The organism is Streptomyces sp. P9-2B-2 (assembly GCF_030406865.1).
Lineage (GTDB): Bacteria > Actinomycetota > Actinomycetes > Streptomycetales > Streptomycetaceae > Streptomyces > Streptomyces platensis.
In genome coordinates this window covers 2412698-2431081 of record NZ_CP129126.1, presented here as the reverse complement: position 1 = coordinate 2431081, position 18384 = coordinate 2412698, and the positions used below count along the sequence as shown (strand labels likewise).

Sequence of the window (18384 nt, the reverse complement as noted above, 5' to 3'; positions counted from 1 at the left end):
CATCGGCCCACACCTCGCTTGCAGGGAGTAGGTACCGATATGTCCGTCATGGAGATCATGGATGCCGCGGCGCCGACGCATGTCGCCCACCGTGACAACCACACCCACCGCGATGTGAACGGCGGCTGGCTGCGCCCCGCCGTCTTCGGCGCGATGGACGGGCTGGTCTCGAATGTCGCCCTGATGACGGGCGCCGCCGGCAGTGCGCTGCCGCAGCAGGCGATCATCATCACCGGTCTCGCGGGCCTGGCGGCCGGCGCCTTCTCGATGGCGGCGGGGGAGTACACCTCGGTCGCCTCACAGCGTGAGCTGGTGCAGGCCGAGCTGGAAATCGAGCGCTCCGAGCTGCGCAAGCACCCCAAGGACGAGCTGGAGGAGCTCGCGGCCCTCTATCAGTCGCGCGGGGTCGAGCCGGCGCTCGCCCGGCAGGTCGCCGAACAGCTCTCCAGGGACCCGGAGCAGGCCCTGGAGATCCATGCCCGCGAGGAGTTGGGCATCGACCCGTCCGACCTTCCTTCGCCCGCCGTTGCCGCGATTTCCTCCTTCGGATCGTTTGCGTTGGGCGCGCTGTTGCCTGTGCTTCCTTACCTGTTGGGGGCGTCCGCCATCTGGCCCGCGGTGCTGCTCGCGCTGGTCGGACTGTTTGCCTGCGGGGCGGTCGTGGCGCGTGTGACGGCACGTTCCTGGTGGTTCAGCGGGCTGCGTCAACTGGCCCTCGGCGGCGCCGCCGCGGGTGTGACGTACGTCCTGGGAGCACTGTTCGGAACCGTCGTAGGGTGACGTGTCATGCGGGTGACTGCATAATTACAGCGTTACCCAGCGGTTTCGGTTTCTTTACGGCCGGGCATAAGGCCCAGGCGTCGCGGGCAATGTCGCTCGCCGAACGCCGCCTTGTGGGACGGCCTCGTTTCCGTCCGCGTACCGACTCACCGCAGGTGCGGTGTCCGCATGCTGGAAGCCCCTTTTCGCTTTTTGAGAAGGGAGCCATCCTGTAACCTGCACGAAATTTCGCGGAGGGCCAACGTCGTCCCTCGGCAATGCCTATGCCACGACGACGTTGGGAGAGCCGATGCGTTTCGCGTCCACGCACTCCGCGACCACCAGCAGCAGCGACGCCGCAGCCTGGTCGCCCATGGACGGCCGCCCCGCCCAGCAGGGGATGTACGACCCCCGCAATGAGCACGACGCCTGTGGCGTCGGCTTTGTGGCCACCCTCACCGGCGAGGCCAGCCACGCACTGGTCGAGCAGGCGCTCACCGTCCTGACGAATCTGGAGCACCGCGGTGCCACCGGCTCCGAGCCCGACTCGGGCGACGGCGCCGGCATCCTGCTCCAGGTGCCGGACGCGTTCCTTCGCGAGAACGTCACCTTCGAGCTCCCCGAGGCCGGCGCCTACGCCGTCGGTATCGCCTTCCTCCCGTCCGACGCTCAGGAGGCGGCCGAGGCCGTCTCACGCATCGAGACGATCGCCGGCGAAGAGGGCCTGGACGTCATCGGCTGGCGGGTGGTCCCGGTCGCCCCGCAGCTGCTCGGCAACGGCGCCCGCGCCACCATGCCGGCCTTCTCCCAGATCTTCGTGAGCGACGGGGTGAACACCGGCCTGGCGCTGGACCGCAAGGCCTTCGGGCTGCGCAAGCGCGCCGAGCGGGAGGCCGGGGTCTACTTCCCCTCGCTGTCCGCCCGGACGATCGTCTACAAGGGCATGCTGACCACCGGCCAGCTGGAGCCCTTCTTCCCGGACCTGTCCGACCGCCGCTTCGCCACCGCCATCGCGCTGGTCCACTCGCGGTTCTCCACCAACACCTTCCCGAGCTGGCCGCTGGCCCACCCGTACCGCTTCGTCGCACACAACGGCGAGATCAACACGGTCAAGGGCAACCGCAACTGGATGCGCGCCCGTGAGTCGCAGCTCGCCACCAAGCTCTTCGGCGCCGACACCGCAGCCAACCTCGACCGGCTCTTCCCCGTCTGCACCCCGGACGCCTCCGACTCCGCCTCCTTCGACGAGGTCCTGGAGCTGCTCCACCTCGGCGGCCGCTCGCTGCCGCACTCCGTGCTGATGATGGTCCCCGAGGCGTGGGAGAACTCCCCCTCCATGGACCCGGCCCGGCGCGCCTTCTACCAGTACCACTCCACGATGATGGAGCCCTGGGACGGCCCGGCCTGTGTCACCTTCACCGACGGCATCCAGGTCGGCGCGGTCCTCGACCGCAACGGTCTGCGCCCCGGCCGCTACTGGGTCACCGACGACGGCCTGGTCGTGCTCTCCTCCGAGGTCGGCGTCCTGGACATCGACCCCGCGAAGGTCGTCCGCAAGGGCCGCCTGCAGCCCGGCCGGATGTTCCTCGTGGACACCGTCGAGGGCCGGATCATCGAGGACGACGAGATCAAGGCGCAGCTCGCCGCCGAGCAGCCCTACCAGGAGTGGCTGGAGTCCGGTCTCATCGAGCTCGCGGACCTGCCCGAGCGTGAGCACATCGTGCACACCCACGCCTCGGTCACCCGCCGCCAGCAGACCTTCGGCTACACCGAGGAAGAGCTGCGCGTCATCCTCGCCCCGATGGCCAAGGCCGGCGCCGAGCCGATCGGCTCGATGGGCACCGACTCGCCGATCGCCGCGCTCTCCGAGCGTCCCCGGCTGCTCTTCGACTACTTCACCCAGCTCTTCGCGCAGGTCACCAACCCGCCGCTGGACGCCATCCGCGAGGAGCTGGTCACCTCGCTGATCTCCTCGCTCGGCCCCCAGGGCAACCTCCTGGAGCCGACCGCGGCCTCCTGCCGCAGCGTGACCCTGCCGTTCCCGGTCATCGACAACGACGAGCTGGCCAAGCTCGTGCACATCAACGCCGACGGCGACATGCCCGGCATGAAGGCCGTGACCCTCTCCGGCCTCTACCGGGTCTCCGGCGGCGGTGAGTCGCTGGCCGCCCGGATCGAGGAGATCTGCGCCGAGGCCGACGCCGCCATCGACGACGGCGCCCGGCTGGTCGTGCTCTCCGACCGGCACTCCGACGCCGAGCACGCGCCGATCCCGTCGCTGCTGCTCACCGCCGCGGTCCACCATCACCTCATCGGCACCAAGGAGCGCACCCAGGTCGGTCTGCTCGTCGAGGCCGGCGATGTGCGCGAGGTGCACCACGTCGCGCTGCTCATCGGCTTCGGTGCCGCGGCCGTCAACCCGTACCTGGCCATGGAGTCGGTCGAGGACCTGGTCCGCGCCGGTACCTTCCTGCCGGGTGTCGAGGCCGAGACCGCCATCAAGAACCTGATCAAGGCGCTCGGCAAGGGCGTCCTGAAGGTCATGTCCAAGATGGGCATCTCCACCGTCGCCTCCTACCGGGGCGCGCAGGTCTTCGAGGCCGTCGGTCTGGACGAGGAGTTCGTCGAGAAGTACTTCCACGGCACCGCCACCAAGATCGGCGGCGCGGGCCTGGACGTCATCGCCAAGGAGGTCGCGGCGCGGCACGCCAAGGCCTACCCGGCCTCCGGCATCGCCGCCACGCACCGTGCGCTGGAGATCGGCGGCGAGTACCAGTGGCGCCGCGAGGGCGAGCCGCACCTCTTCGACCCGGACACCGTCTTCCGGCTCCAGCACTCCACCCGCTCGCGCCGCTACGACGTCTTCAAGCAGTACACCGAGCGGGTGAACGAGCAGTCCGAGCGGCTGATGACGCTGCGCGGCCTGTTCTCCTTCGCCACCGAGCGCCCCTCGATCCCGATCGAGGAGGTCGAGTCGGCGTCCGAGATCGTCAAGCGCTTCTCCACCGGCGCCATGTCGTACGGCTCCATCTCCCAGGAGGCGCACGAGACGCTGGCCATCGCCATGAACCAGCTGGGCGGCAAGTCCAACACCGGTGAGGGCGGCGAGGACCCCGAGCGGCTCTACGACCCGGCGCGCCGCTCGTCCATCAAGCAGGTCGCCTCCGGCCGCTTCGGTGTGACGTCCGAGTACCTGGTCAACTCCGACGACATCCAGATCAAGATGGCCCAGGGCGCCAAGCCCGGTGAGGGCGGCCAGCTGCCCGGCCACAAGGTCTACCCGTGGGTCGCCAAGACCCGGCACTCCACCCCGGGCGTCGGCCTGATCTCGCCGCCGCCGCACCACGACATCTACTCCATCGAGGACCTGGCTCAGCTGATCCACGACCTCAAGAACGCCAACCCGCAGGCCCGCATCCACGTGAAGCTGGTCTCCGAGGTCGGCGTCGGCACGGTCGCCGCGGGTGTCTCCAAGGCGCACGCGGACGTGGTCCTGATCTCCGGCCACGACGGCGGTACGGGTGCCTCCCCGCTGACCTCCCTCAAGCACGCGGGCGGTCCCTGGGAGCTGGGCCTGGCCGAGACCCAGCAGACGCTGCTGCTCAACGGCCTGCGCGACCGGATCGTGGTGCAGACCGACGGTCAGCTCAAGACCGGCCGCGATGTCGTCATCGCCGCCCTGCTGGGCGCCGAGGAGTTCGGCTTCGCGACCGCCCCGCTGGTCGTCTCCGGCTGCGTCATGATGCGCGTCTGCCACCTGGACACCTGCCCGGTCGGCATCGCCACCCAGAACCCGACGCTGCGCGAGCGGTTCAGCGGCAAGGCCGAGTACATCGTCAACTTCTTCCAGTTCATCGCCGAAGAGGTCCGTGAGATCCTCGCCGAGCTGGGCTTCCGCACTCTGGACGAGGCCATCGGCCACGCCGAGCTGCTGAACACCTCCCGCGCGGTGGACCACTGGAAGGCGCAGGGCCTGGACCTGGCCCCGCTGCTGCACGTCCCCGAGCTGGCCGAGGGCGCCGTCCGCCACCAGGTCATCGAGCAGGACCACGGTCTGGAGAAGGCGCTCGACAACGAGCTGATCAAGCTCGCCGCCGACGCGCTGTCCGCGGACACCGCCGAGGCCGCCCAGCCGGTGCGGGCCCAGGTCGCGATCCGGAACATCAACCGGACCGTCGGCACCATGCTCGGCCACGAGGTCACCAAGAAGTTCGGTGGCGCCGGTCTGCCCGACGACACCGTCGACATCACCTTCACCGGCTCGGCCGGCCAGTCCTTCGGCGCGTTCCTGCCGCGCGGCATCACGCTGCGCCTGGAGGGCGACGCCAACGACTACGTCGGCAAGGGCCTCTCCGGCGGCCGGGTCGTGGTCCGCCCGGACCGCGGCGCCGACCACCTCGCCGAGTACTCCACCATCGCGGGCAACACCCTCGCCTACGGCGCCACCGGCGGCGAGCTGTACCTGCGCGGCCGGGTCGGCGAACGCTTCTGCGTCCGCAACTCCGGTGCCACGGTGGTCTCCGAGGGCGTCGGTGACCACGGCTGCGAGTACATGACCGGCGGCAACGCGGTCGTGCTGGGCGAGACGGGCCGCAACTTCGCGGCCGGTATGTCCGGCGGCTTCGCCTACGTCATCGACCTCGACAAGGCCAACGTCAACAAGGAGCTCGTCGACGCGGTCCACGCGCTGGACGACGCCGACAAGCAGTGGCTGCACGACGTCGTGCGCCGCCACCAGGAGGAGACCGGCTCCACCGTCGCCGACAAGCTCCTCGCCGACTGGGATGCCGCGGCCACGCGCTTCAGCAAGGTCATCCCGCCCATTTACAAGGCAGTGCTCGTCGCCAAGGACGCCGCTGAGCAGGCCGGACTCTCCGAGTCCGAGACCCACGAGAAGATGATGGAGGCGGCGACCAATGGCTGACCCCAAGGGCTTCCTGAACCACGAGCGCGAGATCGCCAAGACCCGCCCCGTCGAGGAGCGCGTCAAGGACTGGAACGAGGTCTACCAGCCCGGCTCCCTGCTGCCGATCATCAGCAAGCAGGCGTCGCGCTGCATGGACTGCGGCATCCCGTTCTGCCACAACGGCTGCCCGCTCGGAAACCTCATCCCCGAGTGGAACGACTACGCCTACCGCGAGGACTGGACCGAGGCCAGCGAGCGGCTGCACGCGACCAACAACTTCCCGGAGTTCACCGGTCGCCTGTGCCCCGCTCCCTGTGAGGCCGCCTGTGTGCTGGGCATCAACCAGCCGCCGGTGACCATCAAGAACGTCGAGGTCTCCATCATCGACAAGGCGTGGGACAACGGCGACGTCACCCCGCAGCCGCCCGAGCGCCTCTCCGGCAAGACCGTCGCCGTCATCGGCTCCGGCCCGGCCGGCCTGGCCGCCGCCCAGCAGCTGACCCGGGCCGGTCACACCGTCGCCGTCTACGAGCGCGCGGACCGGATCGGCGGCCTTCTCCGCTACGGCATCCCCGAGTTCAAGATGGAGAAGCGCCACATCAACCGCCGCATCGAGCAGATGCGCGCGGAGGGCACCAAGTTCCGTACCGAGGTGGAGATCGGCCGCGACCTCGACGCGAAGAAGCTGCGCAAGCGCTACGACGCCGTCGTCATCGCCGCCGGTTCCACCACCTCCCGCGATCTGCCGGTGCCCGGCCGTGAGCTGAACGGCATCCACTTCGCGATGGAGTACCTGCCGCTCGCCAACAAGGTGCAGGAGGGCGACCTGACCGTCGCCCCGATCAGCGCCGAGGGCAAGCACGTCGTTGTCATCGGCGGCGGCGACACCGGCGCGGACTGCGTCGGCACCGCCCACCGCCAGGGCGCGGCCTCCGTCACCCAGCTGGAGATCATGGGCAAGCCGGGCGACGAGCGGAACGCCAACCAGCCCTGGCCGACCTTCCCGATGCTCTACAAGGTCACCTCCGCGCACGAGGAGGGCGGCGAGCGGGTCTACTCCGTCTCCACCACCCACTTCGAGGGCGACGAGGACGGCAACGTCCAGTACCTGCACCTGACCGAGGTGGAGTTCAAGGACGGCCGGCCGGAGCCCAAGCCCGGCACCGAGCGGAAGATCCCGGCCCAGCTGGTCACCCTCGCGATGGGCTTCACCGGCACCGACCAGGACAACGGCCTGGTCGAGCAGTTCGGCCTGGAGCTCGACCCGCGCGGCAACGTCGCCCGGGACGGTGACTTCGCCACCAACGTCCCCGGTGTGTTCGTCGCCGGTGACGCGGGCCGCGGCCAGTCCCTGATCGTGTGGGCCATCGCCGAGGGCCGTTCCGCGGCCAAGGGCGTGGACCGCTTCCTGACCGGAGTCAGCGCCCTGCCGGCTCCCATCAAGCCGACGGACCGGGCACTCACCGTGTGACCGACCGTCCCCCGATGTCCCGTACAACGTCGTGCGGAACAATCGCGGCGCCTGCCTCCTCCCCCGACCGGAGGGCAGGCGCCGCGGCATTTCTCGCGGCCCCCGGCCCGCTGCACCGGCGCCCTACGCACCACCGCGGGCGGCGGGGAAGCGCCGCTCCAACTGCCGGGCCATCTCCTGTGCGGAGGCCGGTACGGCCTGCGGCGGGGGAGTGCCCGGCGGCCGGAAGTCATGCAGCGGCGGATGCCAGGCCCCCAGGTCGATCCGACGGTCGCCCGGTGGCAGCACCCACCGCGGATCGGCATGCACCCGCAGCACCTGCGCCTCGATCTGTGTCCACGCCCCGTCGGTGACGGTCCGCTCGCCGACCCGGCGCGCCTCCAACTGCACCGGACAGTGCACCAGTCGGGGCGGCCGCACCAGCTCGGACGGCTCCGTCCACGGCGCGTCCGTGGACGGTATGGCGCTCGCCCCCTCCTCGGCCCCCGTCCCGTCCGGCGGCAGATTGAAGACCACGTCCGGGCGTACCGCGAGATTGCGCGCGGTCCGGCCGCGGGCCGGCAGCCAGACGCTGACGACCGGTCCGAGTTCCCACCGGATGCGCAGCTCGACCAGGACGAAGGTTCCGTCGTCGTTCTCCGTGGACAGCAGCGCCGGGGCGACCGAACTGCTTTTCTCCAGCGCGCCTTTCATGCTGCCGAGGATAGAAGCCGGATGATTCGGTGCTCACCGAAGTGTTATGAGAGGTTACTCTGTGTAGATGAACCGATGGGACGCCGATCAGGAAAGCGTCGCGGAAACCCCCGATCTGGCCGCCCTCGCGGCGCTGCTCGCGGACCGCACCCGTGCCGCGATCTGTATGGCCCTGCTCGACGGCGGCACCTGGACCGCGGGCGAACTGGCCGAATACGCCGCGGTGGCGCCGTCCACCACCACCGAGCACCTCAACCTCCTGGTCGCCGGCGGCCTGCTCGCCGAGGAACGCCAGGGGCGGCGGCGCTACGTCCGGCTGGCCGGGCCGGAGACCGCGGAGACCCTGGAGAATCTCGCCGGTCTCGCCCCCTACCGCCGCGTACCGGTCCGCTCGCTGGCCGAGGCCAACCACCGCCGCGCCCTGCACCACGCCCGGACCTGCTACGACCACATCGCCGGCGCCCTCGGCGTCGCCATCGCCGACGCGATGACCGAACGCGGCCTGCTGGCCCGGGACTACGGCCTGGTGCTGACCGCCGCCGGCGCCGACTGGCTCACCGCACTCGGCCTCCCCGACACCGCGCCGCCGGACGCCCACCGGGCCCATGTCCGCACCTGCCTCGACTGGACGGTGCGCCGGCAGCATCTCTCCGGCGCGGTCGGCGCCGCCCTCTACCGGCACGCCCTGGAACGCGCCTGGGTCGTCAAGGCCGTCGCCACCCGCATCCTCACCGTCACCGCGGCGGGCCGGGCGGCCTTCCGCGCACAGCTCGGCCTGCCCGACGAGGCACTCTTCCCCTCCCTCACGCTCCAACCGCCCCGTGGCTGACGGCCCTCAGGAGCCGCCGCCCTCCGTGAGCCGGGCCGGGAAGCCGCCGGTCGCGACCGGGCCCCAGCGCAGCGGTGTCACCCGGATCAGTGACTTGCCCTGCTTGCGCATGGCCTCCCGGTACTGGTCCCAGTCCGGGTGCTCACCGGCGATGTTGCGGTAGTACTCGACCAGCGGCTCGATGGCGTCCGGGGTGTCGATGACCTCGGCCTCGCCGTCGATCTGCACCCACGGGCCGTTCCACTCGTCGGACAGCACGATGACGCTGACCGACGACACCCGGCGGGCGTTACGGACCTTGGCGCGCTCCGGATACGTCGCCATCACCAGCCGCCCGGAGTCGTCCACCCCGCACGTCAGCGGCGAGCCCTGCGGGGTGCCGTCGGAGCGGCGGGTGAGCAGGATCGCGCGATGGCGGGAGCGGACGAACTCCAGCAGCTCGGGCAGTTCGACACGGGTGTTGGTGGCGGTGGAAGGACTCATGCGGGTGAGCCTAGGGCGTGGAGTGCCCTCCGGGCCGGAGCCGCGGAGCCGGTCCACCGCCGCGTCGGACCGCCGGTCAGCTCTTGAAGAGCTCCTTGCCGGTGGCCGCGTCCACGACCTTGCGGTCGCCCAGCGCGCTCTTGAGCCGCACCTTCACCTTGTCGGTGGCCAGTTGCTCGGTGCACATCCCCTTGGAGCTCTTCCGCTTGCCCCAGCCGGTGATCACCACAAGGTCCTTCGACTCATGGCCGCGGGCACCGAAGTCCACATCGCAGGCGCTGTGCCCGACGGTCACGGTGATCTCCCGTGCCCCGGTGTCCTTGGGGCGGTCCGCGCCGGCCAGCGGCAGCATCGCCTGCTGCCGCCCGGTGACCGGGGAGACCTTCGGCCACTGCCGCACGATCTGGTCCGCCCGCTGCTCGAAGGCGTCCGGCTTCTTCGGCGGCGGCGCGCTGCCCACGGTCTGCTGCTTCTGGCCGCAGCCGGACAGTACGGCGGTGCCGGCCACCGCCAGCGCGAGCACGGTGGTGAGGGAACGGGTGCGGGAGAGGTGGGATCCTCGCATGACTTGCCTCCTTGGTGTTCGGCGATGAGACGCACCGAAGGCAAGACAGGTTCCGGCCGCGTTCGGCCGCGCGGGGCCGGGGCGTCCGCTCTGCGCTCAATCCGCCCACGGCGCAACGGCCGGTGGCCATCGGCGCGGTCCGGTTAGCGTCCCGGTCATGGACACACTCACCGAGATCACCCCCACCGTCCGGCAACTCGCCTTCCCCGTAGGGCATGTGTACCTCGTCGTCCTCCCCGACGACGGATACGCCGTGGTCGACACCGGCATCCCCGGCTCGGCCCCCGCCATCCTCGATGCGCTGGCCCGACTCGGCGGCCGGCCGGACCAGCTGCGGCAGATCGTGCTCACCCACTACCACGTGGACCACATGGGATCCGCCGCCGACCTGGTCGCCGCCACCGGCGCCCGGGTCCTGGCCGGCGCCCTGGAGGCCCCGTACATCCGCGGCAGTGTCCCCGAACCCGTGCCGGCGCTCAGCCCCACGGAACGGTCGCTGCACGAAGGGATCATGGCCGGTTTCGCGACCGCCGGGATGCCGCCGCTGCGCCCCGTCGAGGTCGATGTCGCACTCCACGACGGAGACATCCTCGACGGCTGGGGGGAGCCGGTGCGGGTGCTGCACGTCCCCGGCCACACCCCCGGCGGCATCGCGCTGCACCTCCCCGAGAGCCGGCTGCTCTTCCCCGGCGACATCATGGGCACCAGCCCCGACGGCACCCGCGTGGTCCTCGGCCCCGTCAACGTCGCCCGGGAGGAAGCCATCGCCTCCTTCCGGCGGCTCGCCGGCCTCGACGCGGTCGACACGGTGTGCGTCCCGCACGGCGTCCCGCTCCGCACCGGCACCCGCGCCCTCCTGGCCGCGGCCACCCCGGAGACGGACTGGCTGTGAGCGCCCCGGACGGCGTCGGAGCAGGCCGGCGACCCGGCCGGCGATCTGCTCCGGGGGTGTGAACTCGGCACGGACGCCGGTCAGCCGGGGGCGCAGCAGCCGCGCCGGCAGCAGATCGTCCGTGTAACGTCGGGCCGGTGCGCCACCGGACCGGCGAACGGGACCGGACCCCTGGGAGCCGGAGCGCGCGGGACCGACGAGAGGCAGGGCATGCAGCTGCACACCCACGAATGGGGCACCGGCGAACGCGTCGCGGTGCTGGTCCACGGCCTGATGTCCGATCACCGCACCTGGCACCGCGTCGGTCCGGCGCTCGCCGACCGCGGCTACCGGGTGCTCGCCGTCGATCTGCGCGGCCACGGCCGCAGCCCGCGCGGCCCGTACGACACCGAGCTGTTCGCCGAGGACCTCGTGGAGACCCTGCCCACCGCCCCCGAGGTCGCCATCGGGCACTCCCTGGGTGGGCTGGCGCTGTCCCGGGCGGTGGAGCGGCTCCAGCCGCGGCGGGCGGTGTACTGCGATCCGGCCTGGTCGCTCGCCAGGGTCGGACAGCCCGTCGACCCGGCGCTGTTCGTCGCGTTCAAGCGGGCCAACCGGGAGCTGCTGCGGACCTTCAACCCGCGCTGGTCCGAGGCCGATGTCGACCTCGAACTGGCCACCGTCGCCGACTGGGACACCGGGACCGCCCTCGCACTGTCCGCCGTCCACCTCCAGGACCACACGCCCCAGAAGCCGGTCGTCCCGTCCCTGGTGCAGTTCGCGGGGGAGGGGTTCCTCTTCTCCGAGCAGGCGGCGGCCGAGCTGACCGAGCGGGGCTTCGAGGTCCGTACGGTGCCCCGCACGGGTCACACCATCCACCGGGACGACTTCGACGGCTTCATGGCGGGCCTGGAGGGGTGGGTCTAGGGGCGGTCGGGGCGCCAGTCGTCCCGCGCACCGGCCGGCGCCCCGTCAGGTGTCACAGTCCAGCAGCGTCTTGCACAGCCCGCAGCGCGCCTGGAGGCGGCCGCGGACCGGGACCCGGATCCGCTGATGGCAGGCCGGGCAGGGGAACGACACCCGCAGCGGCGACGGGCCCTCGAAGGCATAGTCCTCGGCCGTGGCGGACGGCCGGGGCGCGCGCCGCGGATCCTGCGCCGCCCGGCGGTCCTTGGCGTAGCGCAGCCGGGCCGCCCAGCCCGCACCGGCGAGCGGGGGCCGGCGCAGGTCCTGGCGGGCCCGCGCGGCGCCCGCCGTGTACGCGTCGTACGCCTGCGGGCTGGTGAACCACGGCGCCGGGTCCTCCCCGAAGAACCGGGCCCGCTTGGCGAGGACATAGCCGAACTCCTCCGGCGTCAGATAGCCCAGCTTCTGCGAGAACGGGCCGTGCTCCCGGTAGGCGTCCAGCAGCAGCCAGCCCGCGCCGAGGTAGGCGGCGGCGGTGTCGGTGAGGATCTCGTTGTCGCGGGTGCCGGGAAACGCCAGATCCAGACGGTGCAGCGCGACATGCGTCACCTCATGGGCCAGTGCGGCACCGATGTCCTTGCGGTGCGTGCGGAAGCGGTCGTTCAGCTCGATGAAGTACTCCGGACCCGCGGTGAGTTCGACATTCGCGGCATGCTCCATCTCGCGGAAGGTGATCACCGCCCGGGCGTCCGGCAGATGCAGTTGCCGGACCATGGCACCGGCCACCCGCTGCGCCCCCAGATGCAGATCCTCGTCCTCGCCGAAGGCCACATCGACCGGCGGCACGCTGGTGTCGAAGGTGCGCACCGTGTCGTACGACAGGCGTTTGAACAGGGCGTGGAGGGCTGAACGCACCGTGTCGAGGTGGGGGTAGCCGTGCTCGATCGCTCTGCCGCCGGTGGTCACCCGGCCACTGTACGGCGGGCCGGGAAAGTCCGGAATGAGGTGTACGGGCGTGGCGCGTACGGGAGTTGGCCGGATGCGCACCCTTGTCACTCTGATCGCCCACTCCACATAATCACAGAGCGCTGTACGGACTCATCCCCCACTGGGTCCGGACGCCTCACGGTGTGCTTCGTCCGTCATGTGCGGTGTGCGGCGGTCACATCCGGCTCCGGTGTTGGCATGGGCTCGTCATCGACGTGCAACCCCCCACGAAAGGAAGCCCGTTGCGCACCTACCGGAAGCCCCTCAAGAGAACCCTCGCCGTCGGCGCGGTCGCCCTGGCCGCCTTCAGCCTCCAGCCCGGCTCGGCCTCGGCGTCGGCCGCCCCCTCCTCCGAACCGTCCACCAAGGTCGTCGGCGGCACCAAGGCCGACCAGGGTGAATTCCCCTTCATGGTCCGGCTGTCGATGGGCTGCGGCGGCGCCCTCTACGCCAAGGACATCGTGCTCACCGCGGCGCACTGCGTCGACGGCAGCGGCGACAACACCTCCATCACCGCCACCGCCGGTGTGGTCGACCTGGAGGACTCCGCCGCCGTCAAGGTCAACTCCACCAAGGTCCTCCAGGCCCCCGGCTACAACGGCAAGGGCAAGGACTGGGCCCTGATCAAGCTCGCCAAGCCGATAGACCAGCCCACCCTGAAGATCGCCGAGGACGACAAGCTCAACAGCGGCGACTTCACCATCGCCGGCTGGGGCGCCGACAAGGAAGGCGGCGACCAGCAGCGCTACCTCCTCAAGGCGACCGTGCCGTTCGTCGACGACGCCGCCTGCCAGAAGGCCTACGGCGACCAGCTGACCCCCGGTGACGAGATCTGCGCCGGCAAGCTGGACACCGGCGGCATCGACACCTGCCAGGGCGACTCCGGTGGCCCGATGTTCCGCAAGGACGACGCCGGCAAGTGGCTCCAGGTCGGCATCGTCTCCTGGGGCGAGGGCTGCGCACGACCCGGCAAGCCCGGTGTCTACAGCGAGGTGAGCGCCTTCGCCGCCAACATCAAGAAGGCCGCGGGCGAACTGGGCTGACCGGCTCCCCGCACACCGAGGGTCCGGGGAGCCGCCCCCCCCGGGCCCTTCGCCGGGCCGGAAGTCCCGGCCCTTGGTCCCGCCGCGCCACGGCCCTTGGTCCCGCCGCGCCACGGCCCTTGGTCCGTCCGCCCCGGGACCAAATGCGGGTTCCCGGCCGGGTCCTGTGCCGCCACGGATGACCGGACGGCCTCTGGGCGGCCCCGCGCCCGCTCCCTAGCGTGAACGGCATGACCCCCGAGCCCCGCCGCCGACCCCCGGCGCCCGACCGCGACCGCGACCGCCGCGCCACCGTCTTCGCCGCCCTGCTCCTCGCCGCCTCCGCCGCGGCCCTCGCCTACGTCCTGCTCGGCGGTCATCACGACCCCCTTGAGACACCGGACGATGCCCCCTCGACCGCGGCGTGGGGGTGAACCGCACGGCAACACCGGACGGGCCCCGCGGATGAACCCCCTGCCCGGGCGGCCGACGGTCCGGCCACCGCGCCGCGTCGCGGCCGCGGCCGGTCCGGCGGTGCTTCTGCTGCTTCTCGCCGGGCTGGAGGCCGTGGCGATGGCCCACCAGCCCGCCCGGTCGCACGCCGTCATGGGCGCGACCGCCCTCGCGGTCTGCCTGTGCACGGTGACCGGCACCCGGATCCCGCTGACCGCCCGGGCCACCGCCGCGGCCGTGGTCTCGCTGACCGGGTCCGCGCTGCTGATCGCCGGACCGCGCCCACCGCACGTATGGGGCCTGGGCGAGGGCCTCGCCCTGCTCCTGCTGCTCGCCGCCGTGGTCCGCCGGGCGCCCGGCCGCACCGCCGCCGTCCTCGGCCCGCTGCTGGGCCTGGCCTGCGTCCTCACCCCGCTGCGCGACCTCCGGCCGGGCCTGTTCACCGTGGTCCAGGCGGTGCTCACGGTCGTCGTCGCCGCCTACTCGCTGACCCTGCGGCGGCAGGACGCCCAGCGGCTGCGCGACCTCGCCGCGGTCCGGGCCGCCGAGCGTCTGGAACTGTCACGGGAGCTGCACGACCTGGTCGCCCACCACGTCACCGGCATCGTCGTCCAGGCCCGCGCCGCCCGCTGCACCGGCCTCGAAGGCCCGCCGGCCGACGCCACCTTCGAACGGATCGAGACCGCCGGCAGCGAGGCGCTGGGCGCGATGCGGCGACTGGTGCGGGTACTGCGCGAGGACGTGACGCGGGCCCACCCGCTCGCCGGGCTCGCCGAGGTCCGGGCGATGACCGACACCTTCGCCCGCACCGGCCCGCCGGTCGTCCTCGCCCTCGAAAACGCCGCCGCGCACGCGCTGCCGGCCGAGGTGGCCGCGGCCGTCCACCGCATCGTGCGCGAGGCGCTCACCAACATCCGCAAGCATGCCGCGGACGCCACGGCCGTACGCATCGGCCTGCGGTCCGTCCCCCGCGGGGTGGAGCTGCGCGTCGCCAACGACGGCGGCGCCCCCGCCCGCCTCTCCGAACAGGCCCGCGGCGGAGGCTTCGGCCTGGCCGGACTCACGGAACGGGCCGAGGCGATGGGCGGCCGGCTCACCGCGGGCCCGGCACCGGAGGGCGGCTGGGAACTCACCGCCGTCCTGCCCCTCGACGGCGGCGCCACGGCCTGACCCGCCGCCCCCGCGACGGCGGGACCACCGCCCGCCCCGTCGCGCATCTGTCCAACACCTGCCCCTCCTTTGTCCATAGGCGCACGCCCCACACCGGCAGCACGCTGTCCGCCGACAGGCAGTGCAGGTACGAAGGAGGACCGCGCGCGTGAACGAACAGACCGCAGCCCCAGCCGGGCCCAGCCGCCGAAAGGTCGTCGCCGCCACCGCGCTCGCCGGGGCCGCCGGCGCCCTCCCGCTCGCCGCACAGCCCGCCACGGCCGCACCTCGCGCGGCGGAGGCGGTGCTGCGGTCCGACGCGCTGGAGGTCCGCGTCGACACCGCCTTCCCGCGCATCGTCTCCTACACCGACCGCGGCACCGGCGCCGTGCTGCACGGCGGGCACACCCCGGTCACCCAGGTCCTCCTCGACGGCACCGCCCACACCCCCCGCGTCACCCACCGCACCCGCGCCGGCCGCGCCACCTACACCCTCGGCTTCGACGGCGGCACGAGCATCACCGTCGAGATCGCCGTCCACGGCCGGCGCACCACCTGGCGGGTCACCGGCATCACCGACACCCCGGCACTGCGCATCGGCACCCTGGAGATCCCCGGCCTCGCCCTGCTCGCCGTCCGCAGCGACCAGCCCGGCGCCACCCTGCTCGCCGCCCGGATCGCCCTCGACAAGGCCACCAGCGGCGACACCCTGATACGGGTCACCGACGCAACCCCCGCCGAGGCCACCCCCACCGGATGCGCCTACGCCGTCGTCGCCACCGGCCAACTGGCCGCCGGTATCGACACCAACACCTGCTACGACCGGCCCACGGGCGCCACCACCTGGGAGAACGGCCGGCTGTGGCGGCAGACCGTGCACGGCGACGGCTTCGTCACGGCCCAGCTGGGCTGCGGCCAGTGGACCCACCGGGCGGCCGGCCAGCCGTCCGGTGCCCCCCGCGCCACCGACCCGCTGCCGTACGCGACCGTCATCGTCACCCGCGACCGCAACGGCGACGGCACCGCCGACTGGCAGGACGGCGCGATCGCGCTGCGCGACCTCATGGTGCGGCCGCTGGGCGCCGAGGAACAGCATCTGCGGGTCGTCCCGCACATCCCGTTCAACTTCGCCAGCCAGGCCACCAACCCCTTCCTCGCCACCCTCGACACCGTCAAGCGCATCGCGCTGGCCACCGACGGGCTGCGGCAGTTCACCCTCCTCAAGGGCTACCAGTCCGAGGGTCACGACTCCGCCCACCCCGACTACGGCGGCAACTACAACGAACGGGCCGGCGGCCTCGCCGACCTCAACGCCCTGCTCCACGCCGGCAAGAAGTGGAACAGCGACTTCGCGGTGCACGTCAACGCCACCGAGTCCTACCCCGTCGCGCACGCCTTCTCCGAGCAGCTCGTCGACAAGAACGACAAGCAGTGGGACTGGCTCGACCAGTCGTACCGCATCGACGCCCGCCGCGATCTGGTCTCCGGCGACATCGCCCGGCGCTTCGCCCAGCTGCGCGCGGAGACCGACCCCGCGCTGAACACCCTCTACCTCGACGTCTTCCGCGAGTCCGGCTGGAACTCCGACCGGCTCCAGCGCCATCTGCGCGACCAGGGCTGGCAGATCACCACCGAATGGGGCCACGGCCTGGAGCGCTCCGCCCTATGGTCGCACTGGGCGAACGAGACCGACTACGGCCCCGACACCTCACGCGGTATCAACTCCCAGCTGATCCGCTTCCTGCACCACCACCAGAAGGACGTCTTCGCCGACAAGTGGCCCACGCTGCTCGGCTGCGGCCGGATGGGCAACTTCGAGGGCTGGGTGGGCAAGACCGACTGGCACGCGTTCCACACGGTCATCTGGACCGACGCGCTGCCCGCCAAATACCTCCAGGCGTACCCGATCACATCCTGGGGCGCGCACGAGATCACCTTCGAGGGCCCCACCAGGACCTCGGTCAGCGACACCGAAGGCACCCGCCGGATCACCACCGACGGCCGCCTCGTCTACGACGGCGGCACCTACCTGCTCCCCTGGGAACCCCGCCGGGCCGCCGACCCCGACAAGCTCTACCACTACAACCCCCGTGGCGGCAGCACGAGTTGGGTGCTGCCCCGGGGCTGGTCGCCCGCCCGCGCCGTCTACCTCTACCGGCTCACCGACCAGGGCCGCACCCAGGAGACCCGGATCCCCGTCCGCGACGGCAGGATCACCCTCACCGCCCGGCCCGGGGTGGCCTACGCCGTCCACCGCACCAAGGCCCCCGCCCAGGGCGACCCCCACTGGGGCGAGGGCACCCCCGTCACCGACCCCGGCTTCCACTCCGGCACCCTGGACGGCTGGCGGACCACCGGCCCGGCCTCCGTACAGCTCAGCAAGCCGGGCGACTACGAGCTGGTCATCGGCGCGGGCACCGCCGCCACCGTCGCCCAGAAGCTCGCCCGGCTCGCCCCCGGCAGCTACGCCGCCTCCGTCCAGATCGAGGTCGGGGCCACGGCGGGCGAGCGGCGCCGGGCCGGCCTGGAGGTCCGTACCGCCGACGGCGTCACCGCCACCAACTGGACGGACACCTCCACCGCCGGCAACTACGTGGCGGCGGACCGCAAATCCGGCACCCGCTTCCAGCGTCTGTTCACCCACTTCACCGTCCCCGAGGGCGGCGGCCCGGTCACCCTCGCCCTGACCGCGGCGGCCGGCCGGGCCCGGGTCCGCTTCGACAACGTCCGCGTCGTGCCCGCCCGGCCCACCACCAAGAAGGGCGCCCTGGCCTACGAGGACTTCGAGCACGTCCCCCAGGGCTGGGGCGTCTTCGTCAAGGGCGACGCGGGCGGCAGCACCGACCCGCGCACCCATATCGCCCAGCGGCACGCCCCGTTCACCCGGCGCGGCTGGAACGGCAAGGCGATCGACGACGTCATCGACGGCGGCTCCTCGCTCAAATCACGCGGCGAGAACACCGGGCTGGTCTACCGGACCGTCCCGCACACCGTCCGCTTCACCCCCGGCTGCCGCTACCGCGTCACCTTCCGCTACGCGAACGAGAAGGCCGGCCAGTACGCCTGGGTCACCGCCGTCGACGAACCCGCGCCCCGCGAACTGAGCCGCCGCCCCCTCCCGGTGGCGACCCAACCGGCCATCTGGACCTACGAGTTCACCGCCCCGGACATCGGCACGGCCTGGGTGGGACTGTGCAAGGTGGGCGACGACGGGACGGCGGAGTGCGTCCTGGACACGTTCGAGGTGCGCGAGGTGTAGCGGGGCCGTGGGGGCGGGGCCCGCGCGCCCC

General features: G+C 72.0%; 14 protein-coding genes. 10 read left to right on the top strand and 4 right to left on the bottom strand.

What is annotated here, in order from left to right:
• The first annotated feature begins 48 nt into the window (after nt 1-48).
• The 3 genes from QT196_RS10525 to QT196_RS10515 all read left to right on the top strand — a co-directional run bounded on the left by QT196_RS10525 (nt 49) and on the right by QT196_RS10515 (nt 7136).
• Nucleotides 49-780: a VIT1/CCC1 transporter family protein gene (locus tag QT196_RS10525; protein ID WP_266731422.1), complete on the top strand. Its 732-nt coding sequence runs from the start codon at nt 49-51 to the stop codon at nt 778-780.
• A 289-nt stretch (nt 781-1069) separates the two neighbouring features.
• Complete coding sequence (gene gltB, locus QT196_RS10520; protein WP_290354796.1) at nt 1070-5683, top strand: glutamate synthase large subunit; 4614 nt, start codon at nt 1070-1072, stop codon at nt 5681-5683.
• Entirely contained in the window at nt 5676-7136 is a 1461-nt protein-coding gene (locus tag QT196_RS10515) for a glutamate synthase subunit beta (RefSeq protein WP_168478630.1), read from the top strand. Before gltB ends, QT196_RS10515 begins: the two co-directional genes overlap by 8 nt.
• Before the next feature lie 123 nt (nt 7137-7259).
• On the opposite strand, the gene QT196_RS10510 is transcribed toward QT196_RS10515, so the two are convergent.
• On the bottom strand, nt 7260-7829 hold the full coding sequence (locus QT196_RS10510; protein WP_168478629.1) for a hypothetical protein: 570 nt from the start codon (nt 7827-7829) through the stop codon (nt 7260-7262).
• 67 nt (nt 7830-7896) lie between these two features.
• Here QT196_RS10510 and QT196_RS10505 point away from each other — a divergent pair, with 67 nt between their 5' ends.
• On the top strand, nt 7897-8658 hold the full coding sequence (locus QT196_RS10505; RefSeq protein WP_168478628.1) for a winged helix-turn-helix domain-containing protein: 762 nt from the start codon (nt 7897-7899) through the stop codon (nt 8656-8658).
• A gap of 6 nt (nt 8659-8664) precedes the next feature.
• On the opposite strand, the gene QT196_RS10500 is transcribed toward QT196_RS10505, so the two are convergent.
• Together QT196_RS10500 and QT196_RS10495 are read right to left on the bottom strand one after the other, a co-directional pair.
• Complete coding sequence (locus tag QT196_RS10500; protein ID WP_085924840.1) at nt 8665-9141, bottom strand: PPOX class F420-dependent oxidoreductase; 477 nt, start codon at nt 9139-9141, stop codon at nt 8665-8667.
• Between the two features lie 76 nt (nt 9142-9217).
• Nucleotides 9218-9706, bottom strand: a complete 489-nt coding sequence (locus QT196_RS10495; RefSeq protein WP_168478627.1) for a hypothetical protein — start codon at nt 9704-9706, stop codon at nt 9218-9220.
• A gap of 157 nt (nt 9707-9863) precedes the next feature.
• Here QT196_RS10495 and QT196_RS10490 point away from each other — a divergent pair, with 157 nt between their 5' ends.
• Nucleotides 9864-10598, top strand: coding sequence for an MBL fold metallo-hydrolase (locus QT196_RS10490; RefSeq protein ID WP_290354795.1), 735 nt, complete (start codon nt 9864-9866; stop codon nt 10596-10598).
• Between the two features lie 210 nt (nt 10599-10808).
• Entirely contained in the window at nt 10809-11504 is a 696-nt protein-coding gene (locus tag QT196_RS10485; protein WP_168478625.1) for an alpha/beta hydrolase, read from the top strand.
• Nucleotides 11505-11549: 45 nt separating this feature from the next.
• On the opposite strand, the gene QT196_RS10480 is transcribed toward QT196_RS10485, so the two are convergent.
• Nucleotides 11550-12449, bottom strand: coding sequence for a hypothetical protein (locus QT196_RS10480; RefSeq protein WP_290354794.1), 900 nt, complete (start codon nt 12447-12449; stop codon nt 11550-11552).
• A 263-nt stretch (nt 12450-12712) separates the two neighbouring features.
• Here QT196_RS10480 and QT196_RS10475 point away from each other — a divergent pair, with 263 nt between their 5' ends.
• The 4 genes from QT196_RS10475 to QT196_RS10460 all read left to right on the top strand — a co-directional run bounded on the left by QT196_RS10475 (nt 12713) and on the right by QT196_RS10460 (nt 18353).
• The gene (locus tag QT196_RS10475; RefSeq protein WP_168478623.1) at nt 12713-13513 is read left to right on the top strand and encodes a serine protease; all 801 of its coding nucleotides are present in this window, start codon (nt 12713-12715) and stop codon (nt 13511-13513) included.
• 230 nt (nt 13514-13743) lie between these two features.
• Entirely contained in the window at nt 13744-13926 is a 183-nt protein-coding gene (locus QT196_RS10470; protein WP_266730274.1) for a hypothetical protein, read from the top strand.
• Between the two features lie 31 nt (nt 13927-13957).
• Nucleotides 13958-15115, top strand: coding sequence for a histidine kinase (locus QT196_RS10465; protein WP_290354793.1), 1158 nt, complete (start codon nt 13958-13960; stop codon nt 15113-15115).
• A gap of 148 nt (nt 15116-15263) precedes the next feature.
• On the top strand, nt 15264-18353 hold the full coding sequence (locus tag QT196_RS10460; protein WP_290354792.1) for an endo-alpha-N-acetylgalactosaminidase family protein: 3090 nt from the start codon (nt 15264-15266) through the stop codon (nt 18351-18353).
• Nucleotides 18354-18384 lie beyond the last annotated feature (31 nt).

Coding starts and splice junctions, on each gene's coding strand:
- QT196_RS10515 (WP_168478630.1), top strand. CDS start 5,676: ATGGCTGACCCCAAGGGCTTCCTGAACCACGAGCGCGAGATCGCCAAG.
- QT196_RS10470 (WP_266730274.1), top strand. CDS start 13,744: ATGACCCCCGAGCCCCGCCGCCGACCCCCGGCGCCCGACCGCGACCGC.
- QT196_RS10495 (WP_168478627.1), bottom strand. CDS start 9,706: ATGCGAGGATCCCACCTCTCCCGCACCCGTTCCCTCACCACCGTGCTC.
- QT196_RS10525 (WP_266731422.1), top strand. CDS start 49: ATGGAGATCATGGATGCCGCGGCGCCGACGCATGTCGCCCACCGTGAC.
- QT196_RS10465 (WP_290354793.1), top strand. CDS start 13,958: ATGAACCCCCTGCCCGGGCGGCCGACGGTCCGGCCACCGCGCCGCGTC.
- QT196_RS10505 (WP_168478628.1), top strand. CDS start 7,897: ATGAACCGATGGGACGCCGATCAGGAAAGCGTCGCGGAAACCCCCGAT.
- gltB (WP_290354796.1), top strand. CDS start 1,070: ATGCGTTTCGCGTCCACGCACTCCGCGACCACCAGCAGCAGCGACGCC.
- QT196_RS10500 (WP_085924840.1), bottom strand. CDS start 9,141: ATGAGTCCTTCCACCGCCACCAACACCCGTGTCGAACTGCCCGAGCTG.
- QT196_RS10485 (WP_168478625.1), top strand. CDS start 10,809: ATGCAGCTGCACACCCACGAATGGGGCACCGGCGAACGCGTCGCGGTG.
- QT196_RS10490 (WP_290354795.1), top strand. CDS start 9,864: ATGGACACACTCACCGAGATCACCCCCACCGTCCGGCAACTCGCCTTC.
- QT196_RS10510 (WP_168478629.1), bottom strand. CDS start 7,829: ATGAAAGGCGCGCTGGAGAAAAGCAGTTCGGTCGCCCCGGCGCTGCTG.